Annotated in this window: 19 protein-coding genes and 1 tRNA gene; 9 read left to right on the top strand and 11 right to left on the bottom strand. The window is 42.7% G+C overall.

Features of this window, described 5'->3' with window-relative positions:
- Positions 1–254: 254 nt before the first annotated feature.
- The 3 genes from ACO1R6_RS04895 (at position 255) to uxuA (ending at position 6,762) form a co-directional block, all read left to right on the top strand.
- Positions 255–3,374 carry a SusC/RagA family TonB-linked outer membrane protein gene (locus ACO1R6_RS04895; protein WP_486262680.1) on the top strand — a complete coding sequence of 1,040 codons (3,120 nt, stop codon included), beginning with the start codon at positions 255–257 and terminating at the stop codon, positions 3,372–3,374.
- 12 nt (positions 3,375–3,386) lie between these two features.
- On the top strand, positions 3,387–5,339 hold the full coding sequence (locus ACO1R6_RS04890; protein ID WP_486262678.1) for a RagB/SusD family nutrient uptake outer membrane protein: 1,953 nt from the start codon (positions 3,387–3,389) through the stop codon (positions 5,337–5,339).
- Positions 5,340–5,592: 253 nt separating this feature from the next.
- Positions 5,593–6,762, top strand: coding sequence for a mannonate dehydratase (gene uxuA / locus ACO1R6_RS04885; RefSeq protein ID WP_486262676.1), 1,170 nt, complete (start codon positions 5,593–5,595; stop codon positions 6,760–6,762).
- Positions 6,763–6,853: 91 nt separating this feature from the next.
- Here the strand turns inward: uxuA and ACO1R6_RS04880 are convergent, their stop codons facing one another.
- Positions 6,854–7,885 (bottom strand): spore photoproduct lyase family protein, encoded by a 1,032-nt coding sequence (locus tag ACO1R6_RS04880; RefSeq protein ID WP_486262674.1) that lies wholly within the window; start codon positions 7,883–7,885, stop codon positions 6,854–6,856.
- Positions 7,886–8,305: 420 nt separating this feature from the next.
- On the opposite strand from ACO1R6_RS04880, the gene ACO1R6_RS04875 reads away from it, so the two are divergent.
- A complete protein-coding gene (locus ACO1R6_RS04875) occupies positions 8,306–8,587 on the top strand; it encodes a hypothetical protein (RefSeq protein ID WP_486262672.1) in 282 nt (93 codons plus the stop codon).
- A 255-nt stretch (positions 8,588–8,842) separates the two neighbouring features.
- Positions 8,843–9,511, top strand: coding sequence for a beta-phosphoglucomutase (gene pgmB, locus ACO1R6_RS04870; protein ID WP_486262670.1), 669 nt, complete (start codon positions 8,843–8,845; stop codon positions 9,509–9,511).
- A 138-nt stretch (positions 9,512–9,649) separates the two neighbouring features.
- Here the strand turns inward: pgmB and msrA are convergent, their stop codons facing one another.
- Positions 9,650–10,201, bottom strand: coding sequence for a peptide-methionine (S)-S-oxide reductase MsrA (msrA, locus tag ACO1R6_RS04865; RefSeq protein ID WP_486262668.1), 552 nt, complete (start codon positions 10,199–10,201; stop codon positions 9,650–9,652).
- A 221-nt stretch (positions 10,202–10,422) separates the two neighbouring features.
- Here msrA and ACO1R6_RS04860 point away from each other — a divergent pair, with 221 nt between their 5' ends.
- Positions 10,423–11,214, top strand: a complete 792-nt coding sequence (locus ACO1R6_RS04860) for an MBL fold metallo-hydrolase (RefSeq protein ID WP_486262666.1) — start codon at positions 10,423–10,425, stop codon at positions 11,212–11,214.
- Positions 11,215–11,254: 40 nt separating this feature from the next.
- Complete coding sequence (locus tag ACO1R6_RS04855; RefSeq protein ID WP_486262664.1) at positions 11,255–11,857, top strand: hypothetical protein; 603 nt, start codon at positions 11,255–11,257, stop codon at positions 11,855–11,857.
- Between the two features lie 18 nt (positions 11,858–11,875).
- On the opposite strand, the gene ACO1R6_RS04850 is transcribed toward ACO1R6_RS04855, so the two are convergent.
- The 4 genes from ACO1R6_RS04850 to ACO1R6_RS04835 form a co-directional block, all read right to left on the bottom strand.
- Entirely contained in the window at positions 11,876–13,483 is a 1,608-nt protein-coding gene (locus ACO1R6_RS04850; RefSeq protein WP_486262661.1) for a sulfatase family protein, read from the bottom strand.
- Positions 13,484–13,704: 221 nt separating this feature from the next.
- Positions 13,705–15,117: an alkaline phosphatase PhoX gene (locus ACO1R6_RS04845; protein ID WP_486262659.1), complete on the bottom strand. Its 1,413-nt coding sequence runs from the start codon at positions 15,115–15,117 to the stop codon at positions 13,705–13,707.
- Between the two features lie 569 nt (positions 15,118–15,686).
- Positions 15,687–16,517, bottom strand: a complete 831-nt coding sequence (locus tag ACO1R6_RS04840) for a hypothetical protein (protein ID WP_486262658.1) — start codon at positions 16,515–16,517, stop codon at positions 15,687–15,689.
- A 167-nt stretch (positions 16,518–16,684) separates the two neighbouring features.
- Complete coding sequence (locus ACO1R6_RS04835; protein WP_486262657.1) at positions 16,685–17,536, bottom strand: LemA family protein; 852 nt, start codon at positions 17,534–17,536, stop codon at positions 16,685–16,687.
- A gap of 265 nt (positions 17,537–17,801) precedes the next feature.
- Here ACO1R6_RS04835 and ACO1R6_RS04830 point away from each other — a divergent pair, with 265 nt between their 5' ends.
- Positions 17,802–18,602 (top strand): response regulator transcription factor, encoded by an 801-nt coding sequence (locus ACO1R6_RS04830; protein ID WP_486262656.1) that lies wholly within the window; start codon positions 17,802–17,804, stop codon positions 18,600–18,602.
- Here ACO1R6_RS04830 and ACO1R6_RS04825 read toward each other — a convergent pair.
- Positions 18,583–19,416 carry an alpha/beta fold hydrolase gene (locus tag ACO1R6_RS04825; RefSeq protein ID WP_486262653.1) on the bottom strand — a complete coding sequence of 278 codons (834 nt, stop codon included), beginning with the start codon at positions 19,414–19,416 and terminating at the stop codon, positions 18,583–18,585. The two genes, ACO1R6_RS04830 and ACO1R6_RS04825, sit on opposite strands and share 20 nt — an antisense overlap.
- 267 nt (positions 19,417–19,683) lie before the next feature.
- On the opposite strand from ACO1R6_RS04825, the gene ACO1R6_RS04820 reads away from it, so the two are divergent.
- Positions 19,684–20,553, top strand: coding sequence for an SDR family oxidoreductase (locus tag ACO1R6_RS04820; protein WP_486262651.1), 870 nt, complete (start codon positions 19,684–19,686; stop codon positions 20,551–20,553).
- 43 nt (positions 20,554–20,596) lie between these two features.
- On the opposite strand, the gene pth is transcribed toward ACO1R6_RS04820, so the two are convergent.
- The 4 genes from pth to ACO1R6_RS04800 all read right to left on the bottom strand — a co-directional run bounded on the left by pth (position 20,597) and on the right by ACO1R6_RS04800 (position 23,218).
- On the bottom strand, positions 20,597–21,157 hold the full coding sequence (gene pth, locus ACO1R6_RS04815; protein ID WP_486262693.1) for an aminoacyl-tRNA hydrolase: 561 nt from the start codon (positions 21,155–21,157) through the stop codon (positions 20,597–20,599).
- Between the two features lie 208 nt (positions 21,158–21,365).
- On the bottom strand, positions 21,366–21,935 hold the full coding sequence (locus ACO1R6_RS04810) for a 50S ribosomal protein L25/general stress protein Ctc (protein ID WP_486262649.1): 570 nt from the start codon (positions 21,933–21,935) through the stop codon (positions 21,366–21,368).
- A gap of 123 nt (positions 21,936–22,058) precedes the next feature.
- Entirely contained in the window at positions 22,059–22,985 is a 927-nt protein-coding gene (locus ACO1R6_RS04805; RefSeq protein ID WP_486262647.1) for a ribose-phosphate pyrophosphokinase, read from the bottom strand.
- A gap of 160 nt (positions 22,986–23,145) precedes the next feature.
- Positions 23,146–23,218: transfer RNA gene (locus tag ACO1R6_RS04800), tRNA-Gln, on the bottom strand.
- Positions 23,219–23,230: the final 12 nt, after the last annotated feature.

The following is a 23,230-nucleotide window of genomic DNA, read 5'->3' as shown; positions in this document are numbered from 1 at the left end:
ATTTTGATATTTATCGCAGCAAGTCATGCTTTTTATAGCTGTTTTAAAACTTTTTAGTTAAAAGGGGCTTGCCTTAAGCGGCTTAGAAGTCTTGTACTAGTTTCTCTGTTTGCGTAACTGGCGTTTAAAATGATGGTTTCTGTTTTTAAGTTTTTGAATTTAACCTTATACCAAACTTGTAAAGTAAGTAATTAAACCTAACCCATTCAACCACAATAGTTCTTCACCCATTCCAAACAAATTACGTTTAATTTATGAAGCAAATAATTTTACCAGACGTACCCGATTATTTCTCTCCTGCCAGTCGGTTCAGGCAGATGAAATTTACGGTAGCGGCCACCATGTTTCTTTTACTAGTAACATGTGCCTGGTCGGCAGCACAAGCCCAAACCCGGCAAGTTACCGGGCAAGTATCAGAGATTAATGGCGGCCCTTTGCCCGGAGTAAGTATTGTAATAAAAGGAACAACAAATGGTACGGCTACTGATGCTGATGGTAAGTTTGCCCTTGCGGTTCCCGAAAATAATGCAGTGTTGGTATTTAGCTTTATTGGTTACACGGCCAAGGAAGTGTCGGTAGGCACCCAAACTACTTTAAATGTAAACTTAAGCCCCGATGCCAAGGCTTTAGAGGAAGTAGTAGTGGTTGGTTATGGTACCCAGCGGGAAGAAGCCGTAACGGGTTCTGTGGCTTCTATAAAAGGCGATGTAATGCGCGAAGTACCATCGGCGAATATTTCGCAGGCATTGCAGGGGCGTTTGCCCGGTGTGGAGTTTTCGCAATCATCTTCCCAGCCGGGGGCAGCCATGCAAATCCGGATTCGTGGGGTACGCTCCTTAAATGCCAGTAACGACCCATTGGTGGTGCTGGACGGTATTCCTTTTGCCGGCTCTATCGGCGACATCAACCCCAACGATATTAAGAGTATTGATATTTTGAAAGATGCCTCGGCCACGGCCATTTACGGCTCGCGCGGCGCCAATGGTGTAATATTGGTAACTACCAACAAAGGTAAATCCGGGCAAAAAGCGCAAGTAAGTGTTAATAGTTTTTACGGCTTAAAAGATGTTTTTGCCAAATACCCCATGATGAACGGCCAAGAATTTGCGGCCCTTCGGAAGGCAGCCGGTCAGTACAATAACGCCTTAGATGAATCGGATGAGGTTAATACCGACTGGCAGGATTTATTTTACCGACAAGGAATGGTAACTAACCAGGACTTAGGCATTTCGGGAGGCACCGAACAAGGCAGTTACAATTTCAGCGCCGGATACTACAATGAGAAGGGTGTAGTGCCAACGCAGCAATACAAGCGCTATTCTATGCGGGGTGGTCTGGACCAGGGGGTAGGTAAGTTTTTCCGTTTTGGCTTTACTACCTATAATAACTATAATATTACCGAAGGTTCTAATGTAGGTTTGTACGGTATTTTAAGTATGTCGCCGCTTGCCAACCCGTATAATGCCGATGGCACCTGGAAAAGAACCATTAAAATGCCGTTAGATGAACAATGGGTTTATTCCAGAGATATTGTAAATAATTTAAGCGACAAATGGTTAAGCGAAACCAGGGCATTTGGAACCTATAATACCTTGTACGGCGAAGTAAAAATACCCGGCGTAGAGGGCTTAAAGTATCGGGCTAACCTGGGCCTGAATTATCGCCAGAGCCACGGGGGCGCATACACCGCAGAGGGTATAAACAGTGCCACGGCTACTACGCCTTCCACGGCTTCCATCAGTAATGCCCAAACAACCGATTGGACCATTGAAAACCTGCTGACTTATGACCGCACCTTTGCCGAGAAGCACATGGTGAATATAGTGGGCTTGTATTCTGCCTCTGAAAACACCTACAACCGTTCGCGCATTGCGGCCAGAGATATTCCGGCCGATGCTTTCCAGTTTTACAATCTGGGACAGGCTGCCGGTGAAATAACGATTAATCCTGGCGAGCAACAATATTGGAAAAGTGGCTTGATGTCGTGGATGGGGCGCGTAATGTACTCTTACGACGACCGCTATATGCTTACCGCTACGGTACGTTCTGATGGTTCTTCCAGGCTGGCCGAAGGACATAAATGGCATACTTACCCGGCCGTATCGGTGGGCTGGAACATTGGTAGAGAATCTTTTATGGGTAATATGAAGCTGGTAAACATGCTTAAACTACGGGCAGGTTATGGCCAAACTTCCAACCAGTCTATCGATCCCTACGCTACCCTTGGTCGTTTAAGCACCCGGCCGTACAATTTTGGCCCAACCAATTACCAAACCGGATTATACGTTACAGAATTGCCTAATCCTAATTTAGGCTGGGAGTTCTCTGAAACCTGGAACTATGGTCTGGACTTTGCCCTCCTGAATAATCGCTTGTCGGGTACTTTAGAATATTATGTAACGAATACCAACGATATTTTGCTGCGAGTTGGTTTGCCACCAACTTCGGGTGTGGGTAGCTACGTAGCCAATATTGGCAAAACCCAAAACAAAGGTTTAGAGCTTTCGCTGAATGGGGTTATTCTGGACAACCTCAATGGCTGGACCTGGGAAGCCGGCCTAAATATGTACGGCAACCGCAACAAGCTGGTAGCGCTTGCCTCCGGACAACAGCGGGATGAATCTAACTGGTGGTTTGTAGGGCATCCGATAAATGTAATTTTCGATTACGAGAAAATAGGCCTCTGGCAAGAGGAAGATCAACATCGGGGTATTCTGGAGCCAGGCGGAAATGTGGGAATGATAAAAGTGAAATATACCGGCGAATTTAATGCCGATGGTACGCCCACCCGGGCTATTGGCCCTCAGGACCGGCAAATCATGAATGTTAATCCTGATTTTCAGGGCGGTTTTAATACCCGGGTAGCATATAAAGGATTTGATTTGAGCACAGTTGGCGCCTTTCAAAGCGGTGGTATCCTTATCAGTACACTTTACTCCTCGTCGGGCTATCTGAATATGCTGAGCGGACGCCGGGGCAATGTAAAGGTAGACTACTGGACTCCGGAGAACACCGGCGCTAACTATCCGAAACCTGGTGGTGTTACCAGCGGCGACAATCCAAAGTATGGCAGTACCCTAGGTTACTTTGATGCCTCGTACTTGAAGATTCGCACCATATCTCTTGGTTATAATTTAAAAAACAACTGGTTGCAAAGCACGGGTATTAACAATCTGCGGCTTTATGTTACCGCCCAGAACCCATTTGTAATGTTCTCGCCGTACCACAAAGAATCAGGCATGGACCCCGAAACCAACTCGTTAGGCGACGAAAATGCGGCTGTAACCACGGCTTACCAGCGCCGGTTGCTGACTTTAGGCACGAATGCGCCCGCTACGCGCAACTACCTGGTTGGGGTTAACTTAACATTTTAATAAGAGCTGATAATGAAACGCATTAATATAAAATCTTTTATTGGAACAGCCGTGCTAACGATGTTCCTGGTGGGGTGCGCTGATATTTTAGAAGAACAGCCCCGCAGTAATTATGAACCTGGCTTTTTCCGGACGGAGAAAGGTGTTTACGGCGGATTAACATCGATGTACGCGCACCTGCGCTATATTTACGGACAAGCTTACTACTACAACGCTACCCTCACCGGTACCGATGAAGTAACTTATGCCCGGGATGCGGACGAAAACTTCCGGGTGATGGATCTTTCCAACCAAGGCGTGATAACTGCTGTCAATAGCCGGGCCGATGTATTGTGGGGAGCTGCTTTTCCCAACATTAACACGGCTAGCGGCATAATAGAAAATGCGGCTGTAGTAGGCACCATTTCGCCCGCACTTATTGCCGAAGCCAGGTTCTTCCGGGCGTTCGACTACTTTCAGTTGGTGCAAACATTTGGTGGAGTGCCTTTGGATTTAGGTGCCGGTGAATTAAAGTTTAACACCAACCCAGTAAGAATCTCTGTTCGTAATACGGTGCCTGAGGTGTATACCAAAGCCATTTTCCCGGATTTACTCACGGCAATCAATGATTTGCCGGTAAACGCGCGGGTAACCGGTGGCGCCACCAAAACGCTGGCCCGTCTTTACCTGGCAAAAGCCTACTTAACCTACGGCTGGTGGTTGGAAAACCCGAATAATATTCCTACTTATCCGGCAACGCCCCGCACCGACCCAAACGGGCATAATGCCCAGTGGTATTTTCAGCAGGCATACGATATGGCTACGGCCGGTATTGACAGTCCGGGACCTTTTAGTTTACAGCCCACCTTTTACGATGTAAATGTGGGCTCCAACGACCGCAACAAGGAAATTATGCTATACGCCGATCACACCGAATCCAGCGAATTTTATAATGGGGCCAGCCTTACTTTTAGCAATGGCGGTGCACCCGATAACTTTGCTGGCTGGATGATGACCTGGAACTATACCAACATCAGAAGCGCTACTGATCCCAACTGGACTACGGCTATAAGTTCTGTGCAGCGGGAGGCATCACAAGATTTAGGGCGTCCTTGGACCCGCATGGCCCCAACCATTGGCGTAATTACCAATACCTTTGCCGATAAAACAAATGATTCCCGGTACGACGGCACTTTTACCACCGTTTACCGGGGCAACTGGCCAAAAGGGGGTACCAATGCCCAAGTGGTGTATAATGCTAATAATTTGCAGGTAAGACCCGGCGAGCCAATTTTAACGTTCCTGAACGAAGAACCCTCTACGCCCATTACGTACCCAACCGGGGCCGGTAGAAACAATATTGGCGCCGGCGAGTTACCCGGTAGAGCCGATTTTGTTATATCGCCGCGTGGCATTAGCCGGATTGTCTATCCGAAGCTTTGGAAACTGGGTACCTACCGCACCGACAATGGCAGCGGATTAGGACAACCAAATGCCGCCAGCACGCGCCCCTTTAACATTGCCAAGTTTTCGGAGTTCTACTTTATTGCTGCCGAAGCTGCGGTAAAAGGGGCCGCTACGCAGCCCGGTAAAAACGCCAGAGATTTAATTAACGTAATCCGGGCACGTGCTGGTAAGTGGCGTTGGAATAATAACGGTAATACGGCCAAAGTGGTAGATAACAGTGCAGCCATGATTGCGGCTACGCCGGCCACTATAGACATTAATTATATTTTGGCCGAACGTTCGCGGGAATATTATGGCGAAGGTTACCGCTGGTTCGATTTGGTACGTACGCAAAAATGGGGTGAACTTGCCTCAACTTACCAAATTGGCGGCAACAACTACGGCGATCATACCCCAGTAACCGTAACCCGTACCATTAAACCCGAACACTATTTACGCCCGATTCCGCAGGGCCAGCTCGAATCTATGGAGTTAACCGTAGCAGACAGAGCTGCTTACCAAAACCCTGGCTATAATTAACCAATAAATACTAAGCGAAAAGATTGGGTGCTAATACTAAGTACCCAATCTTCTTCTTTATCAAGCTTGCCGGTCTGGCAGGCTTATTTATTTTTATAGCTTAATAGTTTTTTATAGCTGGTAAAGAAATTAGCTGGTCAAGCTGCAATCAAAAATATTCCTTGTCCTACAGGGCTGAATATTTGTACAAGTGGCCGCTTTTCATTTTTTTGAAATTTTAAATATTGCTAAGTAGCTTAAATAAATATTTTACATGAAACTACGAGAAACCTGGCGTTGGTTTGGTCCGCAAGACCCGGTAACACTGCAAGATATTAAACAGACTGGTGCCCAGGGCATTGTAACGGCCTTGCACCACATACCGCACGGCGAAGTTTGGCCAATTGATGAAATAAAAAAGCGGCAAGCCGAACTAGCTGCTTACGGCTTAACCTGGGACGTGGTAGAAAGCGTTACCATTCACGAATCGATAAAAACCCGGACCCACAACTACCAACATTATATTGATTTGTATAAACAATCTTTGCGGAATATCGCTGCCTGCGGTATTAAAATTGTTACCTACAACTTTATGCCGGTAAACGATTGGACCCGCACCGATTTAGACAAAATAATGCCCGATGGTTCCAAAGCGCTTTATTTTAACTGGTTCGATTTAGCAGTTTTTGATATTCATATTCTGCAAAGAAAAAATGCCCACCAAGATTATAGCGAAACCATAATCCGGGAAGCAGAAAAAAGGTACCAGCAATATTCGCCGGAACAACTAGAATATTTAATAAATATTGTAATGTTTGGCATTCCCGGTGAGAAAAAGCAAACCTTAGAACAAATGCGGGAAAAACTGGCCTGGTACCAAAATATTGACCGCCAGGCGCTGCGTGAAAATTTAAAATATTTCTTACAAGAAATTGCGCCGGTAGCCGATGAAGTAGGTATAAAACTGGCTATTCACCCCGACGACCCGCCGTTTAATATTTTGGGTTTACCCCGGATTGTAAGTACCGCTGAGGACTTGGCGTATATTTTAGCGGCGGTGCCCAATGCCAGTAACGGAATTTGTTTTTGTACCGGCTCTTTGGGCGCACATCCGCAAAACAACCTGCCCGAAATGGCCCGCATGGTGGGAGACAAAATTCATTTTGTGCATTTGCGTAACGTTACAAAAGACGAACACGGCAATTTTTATGAAGATGATCATTTGGGCGGCGATGTAGATATGTACGCCGTTATGAAAGAAATTTTAACGGTTCAGCAGCAAATGGCAGAGCCCATTCCTTTCCGGCCCGACCACGGGCACCAGATGATGGACGACCTGCACAAAGTTACCAATCCGGGGTATTCTTGTATTGGCCGGATGCGCGGTTTGGCCGAGTTGCGCGGATTACAATTAGGTATTTGCCGATCCGAAAATTGGGATTAAAAGTAAAGCTTTCCTCAAACAGGTAGTTAATTTAATATTTTACCCGAAGCCCCAGCTTCTAAGAGTTGGGGCTTCGGATAATATTTCTGCGCTAAAATATATACCGGATTTTACACCACGGTATTATTTCATTTTGCAATTGCTTAAATTGTTCTATCAGTTGAGCTTTAAGTTGGTATTGGTACCGCACGTTTATGCCGCCAAATTGGCTTTGCTTTGTTTCCTGGGTAGCTGGTGTCCAGATTAGATCCTCGGCTTTGGGGTTAATACTTAAGTTGGCCTCATGCTGCCAGCGGTTATGTGTCAGGAATATTACTTCGCAACTCATTTGCGCCTTAACGGCTGGGTGTACGGTAGTGTTTAAGGTTTCGAAAAGTTCCTGATAATCGGTAAGCCAGCCTTCATAGAAAATAACCGGCGAAAAATTAACGTGCACTTCGTAGCCAGCTTGGTAAAAATCGTTTATAGCGGCAATCCGTTTCTCTACCGAATCGGTACGTACATCTACCAATTTACTTACTTTGCCGGGCAACAAACTAAACCGGATGCGTACTTTGCCCTGCGGATCGTAAGTGAGCAGATCGGGATTTACAAACTTGGTAGCAAAAGTGGCAAAAGCCTTGGGGTGCCGGCGGTAAAAACCGACCGCTGTTTTTACATTATCCGAAATAGATGCATCTACCGAAATATCTGAATTACAGCCAATATCATAGGTGTAATAAAGCGGATGCGTTTGGTTTGGTACCTTGGGCCACACTTGTGCATTTACGTGCTTGTCAACGGCGTTTAATATTTCTTCGGTATTGGTAAATAAAGTTATAGGGTTTACCGCTTTGTTGCGGTCTACGTAGCAGTAGGCGCAGGCGCCCAAACAGCCATTAGCCAAACTGGGAGCGATAAAATCAGAACTCCGGCCGCTTTCTTTACAAATCAACGTTTTAAGGCGGCCTAAAACCAACACCTCCGACTTTACCTGAAAATGATTTTGCAGCAATGCTGGTAAACGGTTGTGTTGTTTTATTTCAGTTTTTTGCGCAGTAGGGTAGGTGTTAAATGCCTCCCGGCCCCGCTGGTTCAGCGCATCGGGAGTATAAAATATTGTAGACGGATTGAATTTATGCATACCCTTATAGAACAGTAATGCAACCGCATTAGTTCTGTTGTATTTAAATGTAAAATATTGATTATTAGCAATTTAAATGTTGTATTGATCTTTTATTTCATCCCTTTATTTAAACAAAATATTTAATTTGTAATAGTAATTATTTAACTAAACTATTAAGATTAACCAGCTGGCGCAATTATTGTTATGAGGGTATGTATGAAAAGTATATGCTCTTAATTGATTAAAAGCGCGAACAATATTAAGGTAGGTTTGGGTAGATAAATTAAAAGTCTAAGCCATGCTGATACAAGTGCTAAGTTGCCGGGTAAATACTTATGAATTATTTAAGAAAATAGTATAAACATTAAAATAAAGTTAAATTATTTTTACTTAGCTAAGTATTTGCCGTAGAAGCTATCTCAACTTGATTGGATTGTTATGATCAGATATATAATTTTTAACCTGAAAGAGGAGGCTGAATCTTTTTGTAACGTAGTAGATAAAGCATTGGGCTATCCTAAAAAAGCCTTAGCCGTACCCGGTAATAGCCTGCAGATTGCGGCAAACGACAATATAATATCCCGGTACGCTACACCCATCAAAAAATATAACGCCGAAAAATACGCATACCCTGTTACTGAAGAAAATAAGCACCTGGTACCCGCCGAAAAAGAAATGGTAGATTACCTGGAAAATTGGTACCCTGATGGTATTATTTAATTTTAAATATTCTTTTGACTCTTTGGCTCGGAGATATTATTCTTAGTAGCGTAAGCCCCATCATCCCCACTAAATACGAGCTTACCAATATGCTTTGTAGCCTAATAATTAACTAAATATTCTGGAATTTAAGTAATTTGGCCGTGGCGCGAAAAGGCCACCGGGCTAAATATTGTTTGTATATATTTAAAGCCAGTATTTGCCCGGGCAAAAGCCAGTGCTTACACCACTAAATACTTTTGTAAACCTTAATATATGTCCGGAATAAAAGCTTGCCTTTTCGATTTAGATGGCGTGTTAGTCGATACAGCGGTTTACCATTTTCAGGCTTGGCGACGCTTGGCCAATACCCTGGGTTTTGATTTTACAGAAACTCAAAACGAAAAACTAAAGGGTTTAAGTCGGATGCGCTCTTTGGAACTGATTCTGGATTGGGGTAAAGTTTCTAAAACCGATGCCGAAAAAGAAATATTAGCCGCGCAGAAAAACCAGTGGTACATAGCGTTAATTAACCACATGCAACCAGCAGATTTATTGCCGGGGGCAGAATCTTTTTTGCACGCCGTGAAAGCAGCCGGGTTAAAAATAGCTTTGGGCTCAGCGAGTAAAAATTCGGGTACAATTCTCCAAAAAATTGGCATAGCGCCTTTGTTTGACGCCGTAGTAGATGGAAACGTAGTCACGGAATCAAAACCAGATCCGGCCGTCTTTTTAAAAGGAGCCGAGTTACTGGGCGTTCCGCCCGAAGCGTGTGTGGTGTTTGAAGATGCCGAGGCCGGTGTGGCGGCCGCTAAAGCCGGCCGCATGAAAGTAGTAGGCATTGGCTCTGCCGATGTATTACAAGAAGCTGATTTAATAATTCCGGGTTTGCACGCCATGGATTTACCTAAATTACACGCCTTAGCCGGTAAAGAAAGCGTATAAAATCAGGTCTCGGCAGGTTTAACATTTAAAAACCGGCAAATAAATATACACCGGTTTTTAAATATTACTGCCTCTAGTAACTGGTATAAATAATCTTAATAATTCTTAAAACCTACTACCGGCAGGTTATAAACCAAATTAATTTTGCTGCCAATGGCGAGCCAGAAAACCAGCCCGGCCCGACCCAATGCTATACCGCTGGTAATGCGAAGGATTCTTTTTGTAATAATCCTGGTGGTATTCTTCGGCGGGGTAAAAAGGTTTGGCCGGTAAAATAGGTGTTACAATTGGACCGGTAAAGTGTCCGCTGGCGGCAAGTGCCTTTTTCGAATTTTCTGCGGCATCTTTTTGGGCTTCGGAATGGTAAAAAATAGCTGTTTGGTACGAAGAACCCCGGTCTGCGAACTGACCACCGGCATCGGTTGGGTCTATTTGCTGCCAAAATACTTCCAATATCTCTTCATAAGAAATTACCTGCGGATCATAGGTGATTTGCACGGCCTCGTAATGCCCGGTTGTATCGGAACAAACTTGCTGGTAAGTAGGGTTGGGTAAATCGCCGCCCGTATATCCCGAAATTACTTTTATAACGCCTGGCCATTTATCAAAAGGTTTTACCATACACCAAAAACATCCCCCGGCAAAAGTGGCTAATTCATATTGTCCGGTTTGTGATTTGTTATCATCCATATATTTTGCGCTGAATTAATTATATTTGTACTAAACTGCTTCGAAAACTTTTGGTTTAAAGTTAACCTATTTTTTTCGGTTGGAAGTGTTGGGTGGCTTTACGCTAATTTTAGGATTCTGCAGCGTAGTGGTTGATGGGGAGCGATGGAGCTACTGTAGCATTATTTTAGTCTTCTGCCGAACTCCGGATAGCAAGACTGGCAATTTGATTTAGTAAAAACATGTCTTTATATATTACCTCTTTAAACTCGGGCAGCAACGGCAATTGTTACTACATTGGCAACGATAAAGAAGCCGTGTTGGTAGATGCCGGTATTTCGTGCCGCGAAACCGAAAGACGCATGCTGCGGCTGGGCCTTTCTATGCAAAAAGTAAAAGCTATTTTTGTGTCGCACGAGCACTCCGATCATATTAATGGCATTCCGGTGCTGGCAAAAAAATACCGGTTACCGGTATATATTACCCCTGATACCCGGGGCAATATCCGGCATGCCTGGGCAGGGGTAAAAATTATTCCCTTCCAAGCCTATGAACCCATTACCGTGGGCAATTTAACGGTAACCGGCTTCCCAAAACATCACGATGCCGCCGATCCCCATAGTTTTATTATTAGCTATCAGGAGCTGAATGTTGGCGTTTTTACCGATATTGGGAGCCCCTGCAACCACGTTATCCGGCATTTTGAAACTTGCCACGCCGCTTTTCTGGAAGCCAATTACGACGAAGATTTATTGGATAACGGCTACTATCCGTATTACCTGAAAAACCGGATTAAAGGCGGGAAAGGGCATTTATCGAATAAACAAGCATTGGCCATATTTACTACCTTTAAACCAGATTATATGAGCCACGTTTTATTGTCGCATTTATCAAAGAATAATAACGACCCGCAATTAGTGAAGCAGTTATTTTTAGAACAGGCCAGTGGTACCGAAATAATTGTAGCCTCGCGTTACGAAGAAACCCCGGTTTACCAGATTACTTGCCCCACCAGCGCCGCAGTGTTGCAATAGTTAGTAACCATAATTAATAAAAAATTACTATGAAAACATTATGGCTACTTTAGGTAAAGTCCAGGTAACATTAAAAACTGGCAAAGAAAAGCTTGTGTATAATGATAAGACTTTGGCCTTTTCATTAAAAGACTTTTGGGGTTGGAGTGTCTCTGACCTATTAAGTAATGCAACTAGGGGGCGTTTTGCTGAATTTATTGTGGCAACAGCTACATATATTGATATTAAACGAATAAGAGATGAATGGGGTGCATTTGATCTTGAAACTTCGGACGGAATAAAAATTGAAGTTAAATCAGCAGCATATTTGCAATCCTGGGAGCAAAATCAGCTTTCAAAAATATTATTTAGTATAAAGCTTTCTAAACCTTGGGATTGGGAAATCGACAAGCGTAGCTCAATTGCAAAGAGAACTGCGGATGTATATGTTTTCTGTCTACTTTATCATGAAAACAAACATACAGTTGATCCATTAAATTTGAACCATTGGGAATTTTATGTTTTAGCAACTGAAGAGCTGAATAATTACACACGAAGTCAACATTCAATAACTTTAAAGTCATTGCAGAAATTAACGAGTGCTGTTGAATATGAAAAACTTGATCAGGAAATAAGAAAAAAGAATACCTTTAAAGGAAATTAATTTTAATCTCTTACACCTTTACTTAACCGTATTTTTCTCGAAATCTGTTTCATTTACCCAGCCTGCTTTTACTTTTTCGCCGCGGGTAAAGCGTTCGTAAAAGTTACGTACTTTTTCTTCGGCATAGGGATATTGGTCAAACAAGTGGCCCTGGCCATTTAGCCGCGGATCGCCTTGGGCTTTTAGTTCTTTTTCCATTTGGCTTTGTAAAGCTTTTTTAACAGTGGCATAAGCCGGGTTGGTGGCCAGGTTAGTCATGGCCTCCGGATCAGTATCTAGCTGGTAAAGTTCTTCGGCGGGCCGCTTACCAAAAGCTAAACCCCAATTTTTAGAATCTAAGCCTTTGCGTTTGGCATTTAAAATATCGGTTTTGGTGGGGCTGCCATCAGTATCGAGGTAGCCGGTTTCGGGATTGCCGGTTGGCCAACGCTCCGGTTCGTAATTGCGGCTGTAAATAAAATTTCCTTTTACAATAGCGCGCACCGGGTAACCCACATCATTAGGGCGTCCCACATCGTTACGCTCCCGGCCCAGTAGTACATGGTCGCGAGTGGCATCTACTAAACCATTCCGGTCCGATTTAAATATGGGTAACAGCGATTTTCCCTGGATGGGTTGCATTTTGCCCTTAGCGAGTGTAATACCTGCTGCTTCTAGTAAAGTGGGCGCATAATCAATAAAACTTACAAAATCCTGAATTTGCCGGCCCGGATTTTTAATACCGTTCGGCCACATAATGGCCAGGGGTAAGTGGTTTGCAAATTCGTATACGTGGCCTTTTACCCGGGGGAACGGCATGCCATTATCTGAAGTTACCACAATAATGGTATTAGCCAACTCGCCGCGTTTTTCGAGTAAGTCTAACATCAGCCCCAGGTGTTTATCGAAATATTCTACTTCGTATGCGTAATCGAGCATGTCGTTACGTACTACTTCGTTGTCGGGCCAAAAAGCCGGTACTTTCTGTATATCGGTGAGTTTTTTCCGACCTTTGGCTACCCCCGAACCGTACTCGTATGCCCGGTGCGGTTCGTGGCCGCCGTACCAAAAACAAAAAGGTTTATCCCGGGGTTTTTTAGCTAGAAATGCTGCTAAGTTGGCCGTATAATTAACCGGCGAGGCAGCGGCTGTTGGCGCCGGCATTTTAAGCTCGTTGTAAGCTGGTCCGGTAAGTTGCCGGTCCTGGCCGTTGGCTGCTTTAGCTACGCCCGGTGCCCAGCCTTTACCGGTAAACCCCACCTGGTACCCATTTAGCGCCAAAGCTTCAAATACCGACGTGAATTTTTCGGGAAAATAAGGAACGTGGTTACCAGCTTCTTCTAGCTGCCATAAGTTACGGCCGGTTAAAATCATCGCCCGCGAAGGTGCACATTTGGCGTTGGGCGTATACGCATTTTTAAACAACAAACCGGCTTTGGCTACCCGGTCGAAATTAGGGGTTTTTACCCAAGGACTAAGTCCATACGCACTCATGTGCTGGAAAGAGGCATCATCGGCAATACAAAATAAAATATTAGGCTTTTTCTCTGCCGCTAGTATTTTTAACGATCGGTTTTCTTTTAAAGAAAACAATGGCACCAGTAACAAAAGCAGCAGGTACTTTTTTAAGGCTAATATTTTATTCATAAAGCATAAGCAACTGGATAGTAATAAGTTTAAATAGATCTATAAGCCAATAGTAAACATAAAAAGATGTGTTATGATATTGTTTCCCGACTGATAAGTAAACAACTTACTTTTATTCAGCTAGCTTAACCCGCCTGATTTAAAACATACGGTTAACGGCCAACCTGATTTTTTATTTAATAAGCTACCCTGGCTGAATATTTAAACCAAGATTAATTTAATTATACGGGTTTGCGCCACGGCCCTGTAATGGCCAAGGTTAAGCCAGCACCTTGCAGGTTTACAAAATAGGTTTCGCCGGTTACTGAAAATACGCCGCCGGCAAATTCGCTTTTAAAACCTACGTTCTGCGCCAGTTTGTAAAATTCTCCTTTGGGCGTAATACCCACTACAAAAGGAGTCGGATTGTCTTCGCAAAGAATTAAATCACCCCAAGCCGATACGGTCATGTTGTCGCAGGCATTGGCAATTTTAGAATCGTTGGGTTCTACAAAAAGCTCTAATTTACCCGGGTGCTTTTTTTCTTCAGGAAAACCTTCGTACGGGCTGGGAGTGTACCGGAATACTTGGCCAAACATAAGCTTGCCGCCGTTGGTACAGGCAAAATACACTTCGTTGTGGCCAAACCACATTCCTTCGCCGCGGGCAAAGCGAGCCGCGCCCTTGTCGTAGCCTTGTAAGCGTAAGTCGTTTTCAGGCGATTCTACGTTTTTAATATCTATCCATTCGGTATCAAACGGGTGGCGTACCGGAAAGGCCGGGGTCGTGAGCTTCTCCCAGTTGCGGGTATCCTGGCTTTTATGTTCCCGGATAACCAAAGCCTGCAGTTTACCACCTTTCAGGAGTTTGCCGTTTTTATTGGGTATAAAGCGGTAAATTAAACTATCCGACATATCTTCGGTCATGTACACAATACCGGTGCGCGGATCTACCGAAACGGCTTCATGGTTCATCCGGCCCATGGCTTTAATGGGTACGGCTTTGGTAAGACTAACTTTATCGGTGGCAGGTACTTCAAAATTATAGCCGTGTTCTTTTTCACAATGGTTTTCACTGTCGGGTTTTAACACTGATTCCTCGCACGTTATCCAGGTATTCCAAGGCGTAAGACCGCCGGCACAGTTCCGGGTAGTACCTACCAAGCTCAAAAATTCTTTTTCTACTTTGCCGGTGGCAGGGTCGTAAACCAAGTTGGTAGTACCGCCTAATTGTGGCATCTGCCCTTTGCCAAAGTCATAGAGTTTATCTTTAGGTATTTTGCTCAATAACTCGTTTTGTGCCCCAAAGGCACCGCTCCCCGGCATAGACGTTAATTCGTGGTTGCGTACCAAAATGGTTTTACCTTTAGGGCCCGCGAAAGCCGCCATACCATCGGGCGCACCCGGTACGTACAGCCCATCGTTCATGGTATTGCCTTTTTTAGATATTATTTTATAAGAAAAGCCTTTAGGCAGGTTTAAAATACCTTTCGGATCGGGGAGTAAGGGCCCATACCCTACATTGTTGCTTTTGGCAAGATTATCCAGTGCTAGTAAGGGGTTATTAGCAAAAGTTTCTAAGCCCATAAATCCCAATGAAGCGATACCGGTTAGTTTTAAAAAATTACGCCGCGACGAACTGGTGTTGTTGTGCATGAATGAAATAGAATTTACAGGCTAACAATTATTTAGAAGTATCAGGTTTAAATATAAATATTCTGAGCAATATTTATTCATTTCTCTTCTAAATTTAACTTTTTAATAATTTGGCTGAATTGCCCAAGACTTTAGATTTAACTTGTTGTTTACTGTTATAATTTAAAGATAACAGATGATTATATTGATGCTTCTTCCTAATATTTATTTAAAATAATCTAGCAATTTTAAAGCTTAATCTAAAATTGCTTACACCTTTCTGGCGAGCCACTTAGGACGATATAATTTAGATGAGGCAGGTAAGCTAATTTAGAGTTACTACTACTATAAACATTAATAAAGAACTAGTTTGGTATTTTAGAAATAGAATAAACAGCGCCCCTTGGCAGGGTGTTTTAGTTGTAAAGCAAACAAAATAATTAAATATTAGGCGATGATAGCACCTATCATGGCCCTTTGACTCTTTTTATGAGTAATGCTAAACAGGTTTAAAGAGAAAAAGCTGATTAGAGATGCTAATCAGCTTTTAATAGTAATGATGAACAAGTAATACGAGAATAGTTAAACGGCTAATCTATGCCAAAAGCATAAGCATCGAGGGTAGTGGCAGAGGCTACAGGTTTGCCGGTAAAAAAATATTCGCCGGGAATTAGTTTTTTAGAAGGGGTAATTTTAAATAAACCATTACTTACTTGGGTAACGTTGCAGGCAATTACATTATCGGCAGATTTCATGCCACCAAAAGTTTTAATTTGCATACTTACCGCATTGCGGGTTTTATTTTCGCTCTTAAGTTTGTACAGTATAAATTCGGGCGCCGCGCTGCCGGTATTAATTAAAAAAGCTATTGAATCATTGCTGGCAAGTCGTAATTCCGATTTCTCGCCCGGTATTTCATAAGAAATATCGGTACCTCCGTATCCGAAACCCTTGGATTTGGTTTTGGTAGTGGCAATCACTTTTTCTAAGGCTTTGGTGTTATTTTTTGTTGCGTTAAAGTAATAAGGGTGGTTAACTAAACTAACAGCTACATTTCCCCAAGAAGTATTGGTGTTACCTGCCCCTTTATTACCCGAGCGTGTAAGCGAGCCGTTGGTTTTATCAATCATGGCTTTAATAATATCCGCATCTAATCCCGACTTTTTTAAGTCAATTAAAGCAGTAGTAGAAACATCAAATTTACTGGCAGAACTAACAATTTTGGAAACAATCACTTCTTTATCTAATCCTGCTGCGTGTAAGTCCAGAATATTTTTATTTACCAGAACCTCAGCTTTTACATGATTACTGGCTGGCACTACTTTTTTGGTAGCCGAAGAGGTAAGTTTACCGGTGGTTTGTCCATAAATCGCCGGTAATGTAAATAACACTAATAACGACAGTAGTAAAATTCGAATCATAAAAGAGTAATTTAATAATGGGTTGTTTTTAGATTTATTTTACAGGTAATCAGCAATTGAAAGGCTTTTAAGCAGCTATAACATAGCTTCATACTAAAGTTTATACCTTACCCGCTATTTAAGATGATATAATAAGCTGCCAGGAGTTTTGAAGCTATTTTCAGTGGTCAGGTAACATTTTCACGGATTTCGTAAGCATCTTTTAGGGTAGTAATATTTTTCCATTCTTCTGCGCCGGCCGCTGATACCAAAACAACCTCGGTTAACAAGCCTTGATTTAGAAGGTCTAAGATTAGCCCAGGCGGATGTGGTCCTTTGGGAACTCCGCCAGGTACCATGTAGAAGTACATATCGGCGGGTTTATCTTTTATTTTTCCGGCAATTAATTTACCAGCCTGGCTGGCGTGGGTAGCTAAAGTAAGGGTTGCTCCAGCAATTTGATTACCCGCTTTTGAAAATAACTGCTGTAAACGTTCACCATCATCCGTTTTAAATTCTTTTAGGTTGGTAACGTCATTTGTGCCGGATAAATCAAACTCTAGGTAAGGGGCCGGGCTAAAATTCATTAAGCGGGCCACAAAAATAGTAGGTATGTGCAGGCGCTTGGTATTATATATTTTTACCCAATGATTATAATTTTCGCGACTGAGTTGTATATCATGCTCGCACTTCTGAATACTAACTACTAACTGGTGGTATTGTTCGTTAGCTTTCAGGTTCGGAAAACGTTCGGCCATGCTTTGCATAGAAGCCAACACCGAACCCGACTGATGATAGGAACTCATAAGGTTAGAGGCGGTGTTATCCTGCGAAATCTTTAAATGAACCAATTGTTCGCCTTCCTGGTAACTTTTTACCACATCTATCAGTTGATTAATGAGCGACAACTTTTTACTAATGGCAATTTGCACGTTCGAGTTTTTTTCGTACACCTCTTGCGCTAAAACCTGTAAAGCATTGTAAGAAACAATTATTAAGACACCGGCTCCAATTAAAACCAGAATAAATAATATAAACATAGTGCTGATAATTAAATAATTAAACTTGATATAATAGCCGGGTTTGTTGCATTACACTTAAAGCTTACCAACATTGCAGCAGATTAGTAAACTTTGCATAAGATTGTTATGGCTTTTCCCGATTTATTAAATTTAAAAGCGTAAATACAAGGGATTAGATTTAAAATTTTATTGATTTACTGGATTATTTTAAGCAATTTAAAGGCAAACCATTAAGGGTCCTATAGTCATTGATGACTAATTTTCAGGTATTTAAAGCATAAATATGAAGCTGCCTAGTTCTTATCCAGAATTTCTGCAAAAGATAAAGCAATACGAGGTAGGGGAACTCTCCGAATTTATAAAACATGGTAGTAAGCCCAGCCATGTTTTTAACCAACAATTATTTGTTAATAATGTATTACCGGCAACATATATTCTGGATTATACCCAGCAAAAATATTTGTATGCTACAGGCAAAGTAAGCAATATTACTGAGCGGCCGCTGTCTTATTTCTTAGATGGCGGTGTAGATTTTGCTTTGAGTGTAATGCACAAAGCAGATTTAAAGGTTTATAGTGAAAAAGTAATGGTAAGTAACCTACGGTTTTTAAAAGACCAACCTGTGCACAGGCATACAAGCTTTTTGTTTAGCTGTAATTACCGGATAAAAAATAAACAAGGGTCTTATAAAAACGTTGTACAACAATCTATATTTTTAAAATCGGCCGAAAGTAAAATGCCTTTAGTGGCTTATGGTTGCCTTTATGATATTACCCAATACCGGAACGATTCTAAAATATTTCACACGATTCAGCCTTTAGATACTACAGCAGCAATGGGCAATTTAGCAGAGCCCGCTTATAGCAATATTTACTTTGCAACGGAAGAAGATTCTTTACTTACACGGCGCGAAACCGAGATTTTAAAATGGGTTTGTGAAGAATTGGATAGTGATGAAATTGCCCAAAAGCTAAATATAAGCAAATTTACGGTAGACAATCACCGCCGAAATTTATTAATGAAAACCAATACAAAGAATTCGTTAGGATTATTCAAATACGCTATCAAACACCGTTTAATTTAAAAACATCTTGCAAAAAAAGTTTTAAAGTGGCGTTAAATGCCAGCGGCTGGTCCAGGTTAGCCAGGTGGCTGGCAGCGTCAATTATGTAAATTTTTTTGTTCCACAAAGGCAATTCCATCTTCTCTACCAAGGTTTGGGTAATAATTTCATCTTGTTTACCCAGCATAACCAAAATAGGTGCCGGCTGCTTTTTTATAAACGCCACTTCGTCTGAATATATACCCTGCTTAATGCTATTACTTAGTGCAGTTCTAAAGCCTGATTTAACCTTATGGTAATCTTCAAGCAAAAGCATTTTATCCAGTTTGTTTCTCGACAGGGAGGCTTTGGCTAAATAACGCTTTACTAACTTAAGCGGGGCATTTTCTGAAAATAATACCTCAGCTGTGAGCGGGTCGCTGATAGTATGAGCTGGCGTAATACCCGACCCTACCAAACTAGGGCAAACCAATACCACGCCGCGCGGCGAAATGTCAAAATTTAACATTTCTGCCACTATATTGCTACCCAACGATAAACCAACCAGTAAAAATTCTTTATTCTGCTTCAGGGTGTTAACTGCCTCGGCCATAAGGCATGCCATTGCTACCACATTATAGTCAGATTGGGGGTAAGTATCAGAAGCATGACCATGGCCTGGTAAATCAAATGCAATAAGACGGTAAGCTGTGAGCTGATCATCCTGTAATTGGTTGTGCCACAAACGGGCCGAATTGGCGTTGCCGTGAAAAAAAAAGATGGTATGTATGCCGCCGGGGTTTTGTTCGAGATAACTTAAAGTTGTGCTTTTTACAACTATATTTTTAGAGAACATCTTTTTGCTTTTAGATATTATATTCCCGACATACGTTTCAATTTATTTAATTTTCTTTATACTAAATATAATAAGTATCTATGATTCAAAATATTATAAAAATATATTTCAAGATTTGTGTTTGCCTATTAAACTTATTGTCCAGTGCTGGAAAAAGCCTTATGTTAACTGAAAAATTCCGCCATTAAGATTCGCAGCAGGTTTATTGGCGCTCACATCTCGCATACTACACAATTGACATTTTAATCTTAACAATTTTAGTAGCCTATGGAAAAATTAATGCTACCAGCCGATACGTTAAAAGATAAAGTAATATTAGTTACTGGGGGCGGAACTGGATTGGGTAAGTCTATGGCTACTAGTTTTTTACTTTTAGGAGCCCGCGTGGTTATTTGTAGCCGCAAGTTGCCTGTTTTAGAAGCCACGGCCAGCGAACTGCATGCACAAACCAAAGGGGAGGTGCTACCCTTGGCCTGTGATGTAAGATTGTATGCTGAGGTAGAAAATATGTTGCAAGCAGTACTGCAAAAGTGGGGGAAAGTAGATGTGCTGGTAAATAATGCCGCCGGCAATTTTGTCAGCCCCACCGAGCGCCTGAGCCACAAAGCTTTTGATGTGGTAACCGATATTGTTTTAAAAGGCAGTTATAATTGTACTCTGGCTTTGGGCAAACACTGGATAAGTCAAAAACAACCCGCCGTAATATTAAATATAGTTACTACTTACGCGTCTACCGGGTCGGGGTATGTGGTGCCGTCGGCTTGTGCCAAAGCAGGAGTACTGGCCTTAACCCGTTCACTTGCCGTGGAGTGGGCAAAGTACGGCATCCGGTCTAATGCCATTGCCCCCGGGCCATTTCCGACCGAAGGTGCCATGAGCCGCTTATTCCCGCCAACTATAGCCAAAGAAATAGACCCGTTAAATCGTATTCCGCTTAAACGTTTTGGCGAGCACCACGAACTAACCAACCTTGCTGCGTACTTAATCTCAGACTATGCCGCGTTTGTAAACGGCGAAATAATAACCATGGATGGTGGCGAATGGCTGTATGGTGCCGGCGAGTTTAACCATTTAGAAGCCGTGCCGCCCGATGTTTGGGATGCCTTGGCCCAGGACCGGGCAAATAAAAAAGAGTAAATTTATTCGCATTAAAAACGTAAACAGGACCTAAATATTAATTTTATTTATTAAAGAAATTCATGGTCCGCTCCAGGCCAATCGCTCCAAAAGATAAACTCATGTCGGCAGCCGTTTGAATTAATGCGGGTAACTGTTCGGTTTCTTCTTTAAAAAAGGGGCTTAGCACGTAATCTACCTGGCGGCCTTTAGGATAATTATCGCCTACACCAAAGCGCAGGCGGGCGTATTCGTTGTGGCCCAACGTTTCTTCAATGTGTTTTAAGCCATTGTGCCCACCCGCAGAGCCTTTTGCCCGCATCCGGAGCTTACCAAAAGGCAAAGCCAAATCATCGGTAATCACCAACATATTGGCAACCGGAATTTTAAGCGATGTAAGGTAATGCGCTACCGCTTTGCCGCTTAAATTCATGTAGGTAGTTGGTTTTACCAGCGTATAACTTTTGCCTTTATGCTTTATTTCGGTTACAAAGGCATGGCGGCTTAGCTCAAAATTTCCTTGGTTTTCCCGGGCTAAATAATCCAGCACCATAAACCCAATATTATGACGGCTGTCGGCGTATTCCGGACCAATATTGCCTAAGCCTACTAAAAGATATTTCATGTCGGGAGGTAGATTTTTTACAGTACCGGTTGGTTGGGGCTTACGGCCCCAGCCCAAAGTACCAGCCAGTTTTGTGATTATATTGGGCAAAAGGTTTTTATTATTTGCGCAAAATTAAAAGAATAATGTAAGAAGCGGTTGCCGCCAAATAAAAATCCTGCCCCACGCAATGGTAGGGCAGGATTTAAACCTAAAAGATATTTTAAAATTATTTTTCGTTTTGTTGCTGTTTCAGTGCCCGTGGAATAGTTACAGTAGCAACCGGCGCCGAAGCATTGGTTAAGATGGTATAATTTTCGGCTTTGATTTTGCCTACTTTTACCGAACGGCCTAACTCTAAATCCGAAATATCTACATCAATAAAATCGGGTAGATTGGCCGGTAAAGCTTTAACTTTAAGTTTACGCAGTTTAGCTACCAGTTTACCACCAGATAATACGCCTGGCGATACACCAACAAACCGAACCGGAACTTCCATTTTAACTTCTTTGTCGTCGCGCAGTTCCAGGAAGTCGGCGTGCACCAACATTTCGTTTACTGGATGAAACTGCACATCTTGTAAAATGGCTTTGTAAATACTACCTTCTATATTTAATTCTACGGTAGCAACCTCCGGAGAATAAACTAAGTCGCGGAACATGATCATGGGAACCTGGAAATGTACCTGCTCACCGCTACCGTACAATACACATGGTACATACGATTCTTCGCGAAGCCTTTTGGCTTCTGATTTACCGAGATTTGCTCTTTTAAACCCTATAATCTCTAAACTTTTCATTATTATTTGTTTTAAGTGTTTAGCTAATAGCCATTAGCTTTTAGCTGTTTTATTTATTTTTATTTGTACTCTTTTATTCTTACTCTAAATATTTCCAGGCGCTTCTGCGCTAAAAGCTTATGGCTATAAAAACAGCGAGCTGATAGACTCGTGGGTAACCACATTACTGATGGCCCGGGCAAATAATTGCGAAAACGACAACACTTTTATTTTAGAAGATTGGTGCCGTAACGGAATAGTATCCGAAACTACCAGTTCTTCCAGTTGCGAGTTTTCTATTCTATCGTAGGCCGGACCCGATAAAATAGGGTGCGTAATTACGGCTCTTACACTGCGGGCTCCGCGGTCTTTTAAAATTTCGGCCGCTTTGCAAATGGTTCCGGCGGTATCTACAATGTCGTCAACCATTACAATATCCTGGCCCTCTACATCGCCGATAACCTGCATAGAAGCTATTTCGTTGGCCCGGGCTCTTTGCTTATCGCAAACCACCATTTCAGCACCAAATTTAGAAGCAAACGCACGGGTTCTTACCACGCCGCCCACATCCGGCGAAGCAAACAATAGTTTATCGAGGTTCAGGCTTTTGATATAAGGCACAAATATGGCCGAACCATCTAAGTGATCTACCGGAATATCAAAAAAGCCCTGAATCTGGCCGGCGTGTAAATCGCAGGTCATTAGCCGGTCGGCGCCTACACTCTGTATGGCGTTGGCTACTACTTTAGAGCCAATTGCTACCCGTGGTTTGTCTTTGCGATCCTGGCGGGCATAACCGTAGTAAGGCACCACCACGCAAACTTTATGCGCCGAAGCACGTTTGGCGGCATCTACCAGGAGCATTAACTCCATTAAATTTTCGGCAGGCGGAAAAGTAGATTGAATCAGGAAAACTTCGCAACCTCGAACCGACTCATTGTAACTGGCCGAGATTTCGCCGTCGCTGAAGCGTTGAATAGAAACATCGCCGAGGGTAGTGCCATAAGCTGCGGCAATTTTTTCGGCAAGGTACCGGGATTGCGTTCCGGAAAAAATTTTAACTTGAGGCATTTTGTTTTAGTATATGAAAGCAGCGTGTGCGTTGGAGAAATAACAAAAGCCTAACATAAATTTATTCTTTGCCCACATTTCAAAAGGCCTATTAACAAAATTAACAATGCGCTATAACCCGGTGTACACCGCAGAAATCGCACATTGTTAATTATTTAAGTTGTCCGACCAGGTTTCGAACCTGGACTCTTCTGAACCAAAATCAGACGTGTTGCCAGTTACACCATCGGACAATTTTCCATTCG

This window comes from Adhaeribacter sp. (assembly GCF_057359045.1).
Note: the sequence above shows the minus strand (reverse complement) of the source record. Positions and strands in the feature narration are given on the sequence as shown.

Bases quoted from the DNA above. Each gene is read 5' to 3' on its own strand.
- ACO1R6_RS04845 (WP_486262659.1), bottom strand. From the start codon at position 15,117: ATGCACAACAACACCAGTTCGTCGCGGCGTAATTTTTTAAAACTAACC.
- ACO1R6_RS04850 (WP_486262661.1), bottom strand. From the start codon at position 13,483: ATGAATAAAATATTAGCCTTAAAAAAGTACCTGCTGCTTTTGTTACTG.
- ACO1R6_RS04875 (WP_486262672.1), top strand. From the start codon at position 8,306: ATGATCAGATATATAATTTTTAACCTGAAAGAGGAGGCTGAATCTTTT.
- ACO1R6_RS04830 (WP_486262656.1), top strand. From the start codon at position 17,802: ATGAAGCTGCCTAGTTCTTATCCAGAATTTCTGCAAAAGATAAAGCAA.
- ACO1R6_RS04825 (WP_486262653.1), bottom strand. From the start codon at position 19,416: ATGTTCTCTAAAAATATAGTTGTAAAAAGCACAACTTTAAGTTATCTC.
- ACO1R6_RS04855 (WP_486262664.1), top strand. From the start codon at position 11,255: ATGGCTACTTTAGGTAAAGTCCAGGTAACATTAAAAACTGGCAAAGAA.
- pgmB (WP_486262670.1), top strand. From the start codon at position 8,843: ATGTCCGGAATAAAAGCTTGCCTTTTCGATTTAGATGGCGTGTTAGTC.
- ACO1R6_RS04860 (WP_486262666.1), top strand. From the start codon at position 10,423: ATGTCTTTATATATTACCTCTTTAAACTCGGGCAGCAACGGCAATTGT.
- ACO1R6_RS04820 (WP_486262651.1), top strand. From the start codon at position 19,684: ATGGAAAAATTAATGCTACCAGCCGATACGTTAAAAGATAAAGTAATA.
- ACO1R6_RS04840 (WP_486262658.1), bottom strand. From the start codon at position 16,517: ATGATTCGAATTTTACTACTGTCGTTATTAGTGTTATTTACATTACCG.
- ACO1R6_RS04835 (WP_486262657.1), bottom strand. From the start codon at position 17,536: ATGTTTATATTATTTATTCTGGTTTTAATTGGAGCCGGTGTCTTAATA.
- ACO1R6_RS04805 (WP_486262647.1), bottom strand. From the start codon at position 22,985: ATGCCTCAAGTTAAAATTTTTTCCGGAACGCAATCCCGGTACCTTGCC.
- ACO1R6_RS04880 (WP_486262674.1), bottom strand. From the start codon at position 7,885: ATGCATAAATTCAATCCGTCTACAATATTTTATACTCCCGATGCGCTG.
- msrA (WP_486262668.1), bottom strand. From the start codon at position 10,201: ATGGATGATAACAAATCACAAACCGGACAATATGAATTAGCCACTTTT.
- ACO1R6_RS04810 (WP_486262649.1), bottom strand. From the start codon at position 21,935: ATGAAAAGTTTAGAGATTATAGGGTTTAAAAGAGCAAATCTCGGTAAA.
- ACO1R6_RS04890 (WP_486262678.1), top strand. From the start codon at position 3,387: ATGAAACGCATTAATATAAAATCTTTTATTGGAACAGCCGTGCTAACG.
- ACO1R6_RS04895 (WP_486262680.1), top strand. From the start codon at position 255: ATGAAGCAAATAATTTTACCAGACGTACCCGATTATTTCTCTCCTGCC.
- pth (WP_486262693.1), bottom strand. From the start codon at position 21,157: ATGAAATATCTTTTAGTAGGCTTAGGCAATATTGGTCCGGAATACGCC.
- uxuA (WP_486262676.1), top strand. From the start codon at position 5,593: ATGAAACTACGAGAAACCTGGCGTTGGTTTGGTCCGCAAGACCCGGTA.